The sequence below is a fragment of the Myxococcus vastator genome (genome assembly GCF_010894475.1).
GTDB classification, from domain to species: domain Bacteria; phylum Myxococcota; class Myxococcia; order Myxococcales; family Myxococcaceae; genus Myxococcus; species Myxococcus vastator.
In genome coordinates this window covers 1-10160 of the sequence record NZ_JAAIYB010000317.1, presented here as the reverse complement: position 1 = coordinate 10160, position 10160 = coordinate 1, and the positions used below count along the sequence as shown (strand labels likewise).

General features: G+C 70.9%; 10 protein-coding genes and 1 riboswitch. Of the genes, 1 reads left to right on the top strand and 9 read right to left on the bottom strand.

From position 1 onward, the window contains the following. The 9 genes from G4D87_RS26230 to G4D87_RS26190 form a co-directional block, all read right to left on the bottom strand. On the bottom strand, nt 1-351 hold a 351-nt coding region (locus tag G4D87_RS26230), incomplete at its 3' end, for an iron chelate uptake ABC transporter family permease subunit (protein ID WP_163785104.1). Next, on the bottom strand, nt 348-1247 hold the full coding sequence (locus tag G4D87_RS26225; protein ID WP_163785101.1) for an ABC transporter substrate-binding protein: 900 nt from the start codon (nt 1245-1247) through the stop codon (nt 348-350). The genes G4D87_RS26225 and G4D87_RS26230, both read right to left, overlap by 4 nt. A gap of 13 nt (nt 1248-1260) precedes the next feature. After that, nucleotides 1261-2826: an MXAN_6577-like cysteine-rich protein gene (locus G4D87_RS26220; protein ID WP_163785099.1), complete on the bottom strand. Its 1566-nt coding sequence runs from the start codon at nt 2824-2826 to the stop codon at nt 1261-1263. Then, nucleotides 2798-4807, bottom strand: a complete 2010-nt coding sequence (locus G4D87_RS26215; protein ID WP_163785097.1) for a TonB-dependent receptor plug domain-containing protein — start codon at nt 4805-4807, stop codon at nt 2798-2800. Before G4D87_RS26215 ends, G4D87_RS26220 begins: the two co-directional genes overlap by 29 nt. A gap of 59 nt (nt 4808-4866) precedes the next feature. Then, nucleotides 4867-5113: riboswitch (cobalamin riboswitch) on the bottom strand. A gap of 6 nt (nt 5114-5119) precedes the next feature. Next, entirely contained in the window at nt 5120-5545 is a 426-nt protein-coding gene (locus tag G4D87_RS26210) for an FHA domain-containing protein (RefSeq protein ID WP_240358621.1), read from the bottom strand. 191 nt (nt 5546-5736) lie between these two features. Continuing rightward, entirely contained in the window at nt 5737-6018 is a 282-nt protein-coding gene (locus tag G4D87_RS26205; RefSeq protein WP_163785093.1) for a hypothetical protein, read from the bottom strand. Nucleotides 6019-6032: 14 nt separating this feature from the next. After that, complete coding sequence (locus G4D87_RS26200; protein WP_163785091.1) at nt 6033-6689, bottom strand: hypothetical protein; 657 nt, start codon at nt 6687-6689, stop codon at nt 6033-6035. Nucleotides 6690-7015: 326 nt separating this feature from the next. After that, on the bottom strand, nt 7016-7480 hold the full coding sequence (locus tag G4D87_RS26195) for an SMI1/KNR4 family protein (protein ID WP_163785089.1): 465 nt from the start codon (nt 7478-7480) through the stop codon (nt 7016-7018). A 787-nt stretch (nt 7481-8267) separates the two neighbouring features. Then, the gene (locus G4D87_RS26190; RefSeq protein ID WP_163785088.1) at nt 8268-9578 is read right to left on the bottom strand and encodes a Vgb family protein; all 1311 of its coding nucleotides are present in this window, start codon (nt 9576-9578) and stop codon (nt 8268-8270) included. A 147-nt stretch (nt 9579-9725) separates the two neighbouring features. Here G4D87_RS26190 and G4D87_RS26185 point away from each other — a divergent pair. Further along, the coding region (locus G4D87_RS26185) for an FIST N-terminal domain-containing protein (protein WP_275902302.1) at nt 9726-10160 on the top strand (435 nt) is incomplete at its 3' end.

Below are 10160 nucleotides of genomic sequence, written 5' to 3'. Positions count from 1 at the left end.
CGCCAGCGTCGCCCCCATCGCCGCCCCGCCGGACACGCCGAGCACGAACGGGTCCGCCAGCGGATTGCGCAAGAGCCCCTGGAGCGTGGCGCCCGAGGCCGCCAGCCCCGCGCCCACGATGGCCCCCAGCAGCGCGCGCGGCAGCCGCAGCGACCAGAAGATGACGGCATCCGTGGACGTGGGCTCCGTCAGCGCGGCGGTGAGGGAGATGGACTGCTCACCGAAGCGCACCGCCACGGCCAGGCACCCCACCGCCACCACGAGGAAGCCCCCGAACAACATCACCGCGCGCGACGCGCGAAAACCTCCCGCTCCGCCCTGTGCACGCTGGGATGTCGCCGGCTCGCTCACGGCGCGGCCTTACCCGTTCCTTCCGGATGCAGCAAACGGAAGAGTTCCTCCAGCCCCCGCCCCAGCGAAGGCCCCGGCTGCAGCAGCGACATGGAGGGCAGGTCCACCCAGCGGGCGCTGGACAGGCCGGGCAGTGCCCGCAGCTTGTCCTTGCCCACGTCCACGTCCGCGGCATCCACCACCACGGAGGCCCGGGCCCGCACCACGCGCTCCACCGAGTACACCGGGTACGCGGAGCCCGCGTCCGCCGCCACGTTGACGCCGCCCGCGTCCCGGAGCAGCTCGTCCGCGAAGGAGCCAGGCCCCGCCACCACGAGCGGCTCGAAGCCATAGACGAACAGCACCCGCGGCGCGGGCAGCTTCTTCGCCGCCTCCCGGATGCGCGCGCGCGTGGCCTCGATGCCCACCACCACCGCCTCCGCCGCCTTCTCCCGGCCGAGCGCCTTCCCCACCGCGCGCATGGCCGCGAGCACATCCGCCACGGAGTGCAGCGGCAGGAGCAACACGGGCACGCCCAGCTCCGCCATCTTCTCCACCGGACGCTGGTTGCCCGGCCCGGGCTGCACCAGGACGAGGTCTGGCTTGAGCGCAATCACCGCCTCCACGGAAGGGTCCGTGAAGCCGCCCACGCGGGGCAGCTTCGCCACGTCCTTCGCCTCGTCGAAGCGGGACACGCCCACCAGCGTGCTCCCCGCGCCCAGGGACAGCACCATCGCCGACAGCGAGGGCGCCAGCGTCACCACGCGCCGCACCTGGGAAGGCGCGGGCGGCCCCAGCGTCCTCAGCCTCGAGGTCTCCGCCGCGCGCACCGTACCGGCGAGCAGGCACAGCACCGTGGCGAGCAGGACGGCCGTGCCCGAGCGGGGACGCGAAGTGGAGGTCATCATCATCGGCATGGCGTGCGCTTCCTCAGTGCAGGGCGGTGACGTCAATGGCATTGGACACGGGCCGGCGCGGGTCCACGGGGCACGCCTCCAGCGCGGGCCCCAGCGCCTGGGGCGAAGAGAAGCCGCGGCGCTCCACCAACCGCCCGTCCTCCACCGCCACCACGAAGACGCGGCCCGCGTTCGTGTCCGCCAGGTACACCGCGCCCTCCGACACCGCGAAGCGGCTGGCCACGGAGAGGTTGCAGCCCGGCGCTCCGGGCTCACACCCCGCCGTGAGCGCGTACGCCGCCACGGGCGCGTCGTTCTTCACCAGCACCAGCCCGGAGGCGCGCACGGCGCTGGCGCTGTGCCCGTTGGCCTCGTCGTACTCGGCCTCGCCCAGGCAGGCCACCACGAGCTGGTCACCCACGGCCTCCACGTAGCCCGCGTTGAGGCAATCCGCCGCGCCCAGGTCGATGGCGCTCACGCCGCCGCTCGCGGGGTCGATCTTCGCGAGCATGCCCGGGCCATTGGGCTTGTAGCCGTCGTAGGGATTCAGGTTGGTGAGGCTCACGTACACCCCCGCCTCCGTCGCCGCGACGGAGTAGGGCAGCGGCAACACCGTGCCGCCGTCGAAGGGTTTCAGGTCCAGCCCGGTGAGCGAAATCGTGTCCACCTTGCGCGGCTGCTCGGGGTTGGAGATGTCCACGCGCGCGACGGCGTTGCCGAACTGGAACATGGAGCCGCCCGTGCCGAACAAGGGGACGTACAGCGTGGTGCCCCACTTCGCCACCGCCTGCGGGCTGGTGTTCGCCCCCAGGTTCACCTGCGTCACGGTGCGCAGGCCCAGCCCCGGGCCCTGGGAGGGGCCCTCCCGCTTGAGCACCTGCAAGGTGTTGTTCACCGAGTCCACGACGTAGACATAAGGCGGGTCCACCAGGATGTCGTTGGGCGAGCCCGCCGCCTGGAGCAGCTTCGCCGCCGTGGCGTCCGCGGCTAGCACGTAGCCGTCCCAGGACGCGAGCGTCTGCACCCCCGAACCGAACTGACGCCGAGGCCCGAGCTGGTCCGTCCCCGCCTGGATGCCCACGAGTTGCCCGTTGGTGTAGCAGGCCGCCACCACGTCGTAGCCGCAGCGACCCTCGTGGCACGTCTGTACGTCCGGGCACACGTTGCCGCAGGCGCCGCAGTTGAGCACGTCCGCGCGCACGTCCACGCACGAGTCCCCGCAGCGCAAGCTGCCCTCGGAGCAGCCCTCGCGGCACACGCTGGCTTCGCACACGAGCCCGGCGGAGCACGCGTTGCCACAGGCGCCGCAGTTCGCGGCATCACTCGCCGTGGCCACGCACGCGCCGCCGCAGGACTCCGTCCCCGGGCGACAGCCACAGACGCCGGCCTGACACGTCTGCCCGTCACCGCACGCGTTGCCACAGGCGCCGCAGTTCGCGGCATCGCCGCCCAGGTCCACGCAGGCTTCGCCGCAGACGGACAGGCCGGAGGTGCACACCGCGCCCTCCTCCGGGCACCCGGTGAGCAGCAGCGCCGCCACGGCCGCCAGCAGCAAGGTCGGAAGGAACGGCTCAGGGGACAGGGGACGCGGGCGAGTCATGGAGCTCCCGAGTAGAGGTGGAAGACGGTGACGCGCCTGGCTCGAGCGCCACCGCGAGCGTCACGTAGACGGCGCGGCCCGGCAGCGGGAAGCCCGTGAAGTCGAAGGTCCGGACGTCGAGGAGGTTCTTCAGCTCGACGGACAGGGTGAGGTCCGGCCCATGGAGGAAGGTGCTGGACGCGCCCGCGCTCACCCACGTGCGCGAGGGCAAGTCCAGCGAGCCGGTGCGGTTGATGCGCTGCGCGGACTGGTAGAGCACCTCCGCGCGGGCGTTGAGCCAGTCCGGTCCCGCGCGCACCCGCCCCACCCACTTGTGCCTGGGACGGTACGGCAAGTCCTTGCCGAAGAAGCGCGGGTCCCCGTAGCGGTTCTCCGTGCGCAGATACGTGTAGCCCGTGCTGGCCAGGAGCCAGGGAAAGGGCCGCGCCTCGCCCTCCAGCTCCAGGCCCCACACGCGCGCGGTGTCGAAGTTGTACGGGCGCGCCATCAGCGGCGGGTACAGCTCATAGGCGATGAGGTTCTCGTACAGCGCCGCGAAGCCGCCCAGCGTGAGGCCCCAGCGCGGCGCCGTGTCCTCGCCGTCTTCCGGGCCGGAGCGCCACCTCACCGCCGCGTCCGCGTACAGGGCGCGCTCGGGTTTCAATCCGGGGTTGGGCAGCAGCGTGCCCTGCCGGATGTACAGCTCCAGGAAGGACGGCGCGCGGTGGGACTGACCGGCGTTGGCGCGCAGGCCGAAGCCGCGCCCCAGCTCGACGGAGGCGCCCAGCTTCGGCGACAGCAGCCAGTACGGGCCCACCCGCTCCAGCCGCATGGAAGGCACCACGTCCAGCGCGCCGCCGAAGAGCCGCACCTCATCCATGGCCATGACGCTGCCGCGCCACCACGAGACGGCCTGTGCGCCCTCCTCCTGCGTCACCGTCTCACCCGAGGTCGCCACCGTGACGGTCAGCGACTGGCGGGCTCCCAACGGCCTGCGGCCCTCCAGCTCCACGCCGCCCACCGAGTGCCGCTGCGCGCCGCCCGCGCCAGGGATGCGTCCCGTCACCTCCAGGCCATCACGCCGGAAGAAGCCTCGCGCGCTCCCCTGCCCCAGCCCGTCGAGCACGCAAGACCAGCGAAGGCCCAGCGCCAGCCGTCCCAGCTCCTGGTCTCCGGTGGACTGGGGGTTCTGCACGGTGCCCGGAATGGCGCGGTCCTCCAGGGACAGCTCCGCGAGCGCATCCAGCCGCGAGCCTCCTGCGAGCCGTCGCCGGTAGCGCAGGAGCGCGCCGCCGCCCCGCGCGTTGTTGCGGGCACGTCGCTCGGAGACCTGGGGGTTGCCGTCCACGGCGGGCAGGTCGTCCACGTCGTAGGCGAAGTCGCCATCCGAGCGGCCCGCGTGCACCAGCAGCAGCGCCTGCCCGCCCAGCATCGGCCCCGTGGCGGCGACGTGGCCCAGCGCCGTGTTCCAGCTCCCGTAGGTCACCTCGCCACTGGTGCGCAGGGTCGGCCCTGGCGCACGGGTGATGATGTTGATGGCGCCGCCCAGGCCGCCCGAGCCATAGCGCGCGCCCGCGCCACCACGCAGCACCTCGAAGCGCTCCACCAGCGCGGAGGGGATGAGCGACAGGTCCGACAGGCCACCCGCGCCGTTGAGCGGAATCCCATCCAGGAACACGAGCACGCCGTTGGACGACGCGCCCCGCACCACCAGGCTCTTGCTCTGGCCGTAGCCGCCGGAGTCCTGCACCGCGAGCCCCACCGAGCCCACGAGCAGCTCCGCCGTGTCGCGCGCCTCGCCCGCGCGCTCCCGCGCGTCGATGACGGTGATGGCGCCCGTCGGGTCCCTCCGCTCCGGAGACTCAGGCGGAGGCGGTGTCCTGCCGCGAACCACGGTGGTGCGCGTGGGGGCGGGCTCGGCCTCGGAGGGCTGCGCCCTGACGGGACGTGGAAGGCTGAGCGCCAGGCACACGACAGGCCCGGCGAGGAAGGTCCACCGCATGCTCCGCCTTCCGCTCCCTCCGACGAAGAGAGAAGGCCAACCGCCCGGGCCCACGAAAGGCTCGGCCGCACCCCTGGGCAGGTCTCCTGGCTGACGGACTCTGGCGGCTGGCGCACGGCGCGTCATGCCAGAAGAGGACTTCCGCCTTCCCCCGAAGCGGCGCTCGGCCGCGGCTGGAGTGGCGACAAACCGAAGCCCCCGGCCCTGACCTCAGGGCTGCCCGTTCACAGTGGCGGGACCGCGCCGGACTCGCACCGGCTTCCCTCTTGAAAGCCCGGCATGGGCACCCAAGGGCGCGCCCTTTGTAGGAGGTCACCTCCGGCGGGTCAAGCGCACCGGGGGCGTCAGCGAGGACGCGCGCACGGACTGCTCGACGGCATACGTCCGGAGGAACAGGAGCTCCACGTTCCCCAGCGTGAGCCGGGAACGGCACAGCAGCGGCGCGGGCCGGCCCGGGAGGATGAGCACCCCGTCCTGGTACGTCCCTCGCTCACTCTCCAGGTCCGTCACGCACCACAGCCCGGTGTGCGGCTCACGACGAAGGCGCGCATGCAGGCGGGACACCGTGGGCTCGGCGAGGACAATGTCGCACTCGGCGCCGCTGCCCACCGTCACGTCGCCATCCGCCGGGCGCAGCCGCGGGCGCACCTCCAGCACCACGGGCGCCATGGCGCAGGGCGTCGGCGCCTTCTCCGCGGACCGCGACGTCCCAGGGGAAGCAGGCTCCCACAGCAACACGGGCCAGCTCCCGTCTTGGGTCCGCGCATCGCGAGGAGCTGGCTGGAACACGCGCACCTTCCTGTTCACCGGATGGACGCGCCCAACATGGACACGAGACGCCGGCCGCGCCAGTTCCTGGACCTCGGGGCGTGCGATTCACCGTCGGCTCCCACCGCGTGGGAGGTCCACCCACGCCTGCCACCCGACGACTACGGAACGTCCGGCGTCCCCGCGTCCTCGCAGGCCGCGCCCGAGTCCCCCTCCGGCTCGGCCTCCACGCAATCCGGAAGCACGAGCTCCAGGCTGTCCTCACCCAGGAGCAGGGCCTCGTCGTCGGTGGAGAAGGTGCCCGTGCCACTGTCCGCGCCGCGCAGTCGTGCAATCGGGTCCTCCACGGCGCAGCCTCCGCTCCAGGTCAGCAGCGCCAGGACGAGCAGGTGCCGGAAGCGCCCGCGAGGCGCGTGCGATGCGAAGTCAGTACGGTTGTTCATCGGACGGCCACCTTTCACGGGAAGACCATCATCGCGACGCTCAACCGCGGCCGGACGGCCCAGCCCTCATAGAGCGGTTCGAAGCCCTGCGGGCCTTGGAAGCCGATGCGAGGGCGGCCGAAGACGACGTCCATCGACAGCGAGCCCTCCACGGCGAGGTACCGGGAGAAGCGCCAGCGCAGGGAGGTATCCGGCCCCGTGAGGAGCGCGGGGAGGAAGCGGGGGCCCGCGGTGTCCAGCCCGCCCACGCGGGCAAAAGCCGTCCGGCCGAAGAGGAGGAAGCCCGCCCCCGCGCCCACGCTCCAGCGCCACTCGCCCGAGCGGAGCACGGGCGTGTCCAGCCAGAAGCCGAAGACGTACTGCTCCAGCTTCACCTCGGTGCGGGCGTCCACCATGCTCGACGGGAGGCCCGCCAGGTACTGGAAGCGGATGCGCAGCCGGGGAAACTCCCAGCCAGCCCCGAGCAACCATCCCTGGTAGCCCGTTGAGGCGTAGCCGTCGAGCGAGGCGAGGCCGCCCACCAGGAGCTGCCACTGCACGGAGGAGGACTCGTCATTCCAAGGAGCCTCCGCGGCGCGGGGAGCCTCCGTGGCCTCCGCCGCCAGCGAGGCGGAACCCGCGAGGAGCCCTCCCAACACGCAGAGTCGCAGCAAGACGGTGCCCGATGCCATGCGGGCAACGCTACCGTCCTGGCAACGGGGGACGGAAGCCCCCCGCCCGGCTACTCAACGGTTCGTTGCGCGTCATGAGCGAAGCGCACGGAAGACGCTCAGCCCTGCTACCCTCGCCGCTGGCATGCCACTGGGCACGCATGGCGAAAGCCGTCTGTCAGGGCCCGCTCAGGAGGTAAAGCGGCGCGAGTTCAGACGGCCGTGGCACGGCTGGCCAGGCCATGCGGTTGCCGACCCATCCACAGCGGGCCGCGCGGCGTCTGTTGGAAGTGGACGCCCGAGGCGGCGCGGACTTCTTCAACCCGCGCACCCGGCAGATGACACCACTAGTCGTCGGTTGACAGCCAGAACCACCGCTCTTCCGACTTGAGCGCACCCAACAAGAACTCCCGAAAAGATTTGGCAATCTTGGGGCAGTAGCCCGGGTCTGGGAACGCCTCGTTGTAACCGTCACGAAGGGGGTAGCGGCCGTCATGCTGCTCGCTCACGTCAAGCAGGATGAAGTTGCTATCCCGCACACGGCAGAGGGCATACCAAGACGCGGGCCCGGCATCTTCGCTGTCGTCGTTACGCATGACGATCCGGGCACGACGAAGCTCTGCCAGCGGAACGAAGGCGAAGGCAGGGTCCGTGCGGTCAAAGAGGCGCGCACCGTTGCAGTGCAGATAGAAGGCGCGCAAGTCCGGGTCCAGACGCCAACCGGCGCTGTGCTCGAACGCTTCGATTTGCTCGGGCGTTGCAGGAGGGTTCGGGAAGTGGAGGCGCGACACCTCCGCAAGAAGATCCTTCATGGAAGGGTCATTCTCCATAGGGATGGTCCATCCCGGTCCTGGTCCACGGTGGGTTGTTCGCGTAACACTGCTTGTACGCGGACGGGAGTTGCTGGTGCAGGTCCTGCGGGAACGGAATGATGTTGTCCCAGTCGGTGGGATTGCCTCCGTGCCAGAGGTCCCGAACGTGATGCCCCTCGTAGGGTGTCCCAGTGGTGTCGGTGGGCCACGCGCCAAATCGATTTGCCCAGTGGCGCCGGAAGTCGGGGCGCATGCTGTTCCATTGCGTCCGCGCTGCGTTGGTCTGGGCAGGAGCAATCGTTGCGTAGTTGCAACAACAGTGCGTCATCCCGAAGCGGCTCCCCGCTCGCATCACGGTTCCTTCAAAGTCCATCTTCACATCCGCCAGCCACATGCAGCCGTGGAGTGCATGGCCACTTCCTGAGCACTTCGAGCGGCAGTAGTCCATGAGTTGGCTGCTGCACTGCCAAGGACCGTAGAAGATGACCGTCCGAAATTGACCTCCGCTCGGTAGAGGCACCACCGGACCCACCCATTTCCGGACAGAGGCGTCAGGTCTGGTCATTGGACCTTCTGTGCATGCAGAGAGAAGCAGCACAAGCAACAGCGAGCTACGAGGGCTCCAGGGCGGAATTGAGTTATTGGCTTTCATGGTCCGCAACACAGTGTGCAGCGGGGCATAGGCCCCCGCAATCACACCGTCTGCCGCAGACGTCCCCTTCACTGCCGTCAACTCCCGAATCGATTCAGCGCGGGAAGTGCCGAGCCGCCAGCGCCCCGCGCCGTGTCACGGCAACCGGTGGAACAGCGGCAGGTTCGCGGGGGCGGGATACACCGCGACGCCATGCGTGGCCCCGAGGTCGGGGCTGGAGATGACGACGTCAGGCGTGGGCGCGCCAGAGACGCTGAGCTGGCTCGGGCTCAGCCGGGAAATCCTCCCGGAGTCGTAGGCCATCCACAGGCCCCCGCCTTCGTCGAAGGCGACTTCCTTGGGGCCGCCCGCGTCAATCTGGATGCTCGGAACGACGCTCACCGCGCCGGAGCCCTCCTGGTCAGCGGGCGTGAGCCGCACGACGACGCCGCTCGCGCCATAGGAAACCCACAGGTTCCGCTCCCCATCGAAGGCGAGCCCCGCGGGGCCCGCGAAGCTCCTGCCCGGACTGGCCTCCATCACGTCGATGCTGGTGACGGGCGTCACGGCGCCGGACACCTGGAGGCTCGATGCAGCCACCTTGTGGACCCGGGACGCCCCGGTCGTCACGTCTCCCACCCAGAGGTTGCCCATGGCGTCGAACGCGAGCGTGGAGGGGTCTCCCAGCCCGCTCAGCACGACCTGCGGCGCCGGGGCGGTGCCGGAGACAAGCTGGGCCGCGCCAAACCGGACGACGGTGTCGCTGAACCCGATGGAGGTCCAGAGGTCGCCAGCGGCATCGAACGCAATGGCGATGGGCCCCGGACTCCCGGCGCTCAACACGCCGCCGCTCATGATGACATCGGGGCTCTTGACGCCAGACGCGCCCAGGTCGCCGGCGGGGTAGCGCCGCAGCTCCCCCGAACCCAGCGCCACCCAGAGGTTGCCACGCCTGTCGAACGCGAGCCCTGAGGCCCGGGGAATGCCCGGGCTCGAATCGAGCTGGACGGCGGCCGACGGCGCGCCCGTGGTCTCCAGGTCCGCGGCGGCGAAGGCCTCCACCTCGGCCGCCCCGTTGCTGGTGGACAGCCACAGCCGCTGGCTGCTGGGGATGAGCGCGTATTGGAGGGCCGCGTTCGCAACTTCGCCATCCACGACGCAGAGCTGGCGCGCCGGCGCATCATAGGCGGCGCGAACCCGGCCGCCGCTCACCGCCACCGGCTCGGGAGAGAGCGTCCACATGCCCGCCGCGAGCCCCGCCAGCCGGCCACCCGCGCGCACCTCCCGGGACTCACTGCCTCGGCGGAGGAGGACGTGAGGGCTGGCGGAGGCCGGCAGTCCCTGGATGGACAGCTCCAACGTCCCCGTGCCCGTCTCGGGGCACCCGCCCGGGTCCGGGTCCGCGGCATCGCCGCACCCCACGGAAATCACGACGGCCAGAGCGAAGATGACGGTTCCGTTTCTCACGAGGTCCCCCTTTTCAAGCACACGCTGCGCTCACTCGATGAGCACGCCGATACAACCGGGCGAACGAGGGGGTGTCAACCAAGGCAGGCCCCCACGGCGCCTGCTTCGACCGAACGAAGTCGGCGCCACCTGCACGCCAGTACGCGCGTGGATATCGATTTCAGTGGGATGCGGATGCGGATTGGAAAGAGCAGCTCGCCCGATGGCGAAGTCGCCGCCCGGGAGGCGAGCGCGGAGGCGCTGCGAGGCGCGGACGCGCCCACCTTCGCCTTGGTCTTCTGCACGGACCAATATGACGCGGTGGACCTGGCGTCGGCGCTCCGGCGCGAGCTCAGAGACCTTCCCTGGGCCGGCTGCTGCGCGGCGGGCGTCTTCGCGGGAACCGAGCTGCTGCTCCAGGGACTGGTGGTCGCGCTCGTCTGCGGGGTGGACGTGCAGGTCGGGACAGGGATGGGTGGGCCCGTCAGCAAGGCCCCCCGAGCGGCCGGACATGACGCGGTGGCACAGGCCATTGGGAAGCTGCCTCCCATGCCGCCGGGGCGCCGCCGGGCGCTGCTCATCTTCCCGGACGCGCTGAGCGGG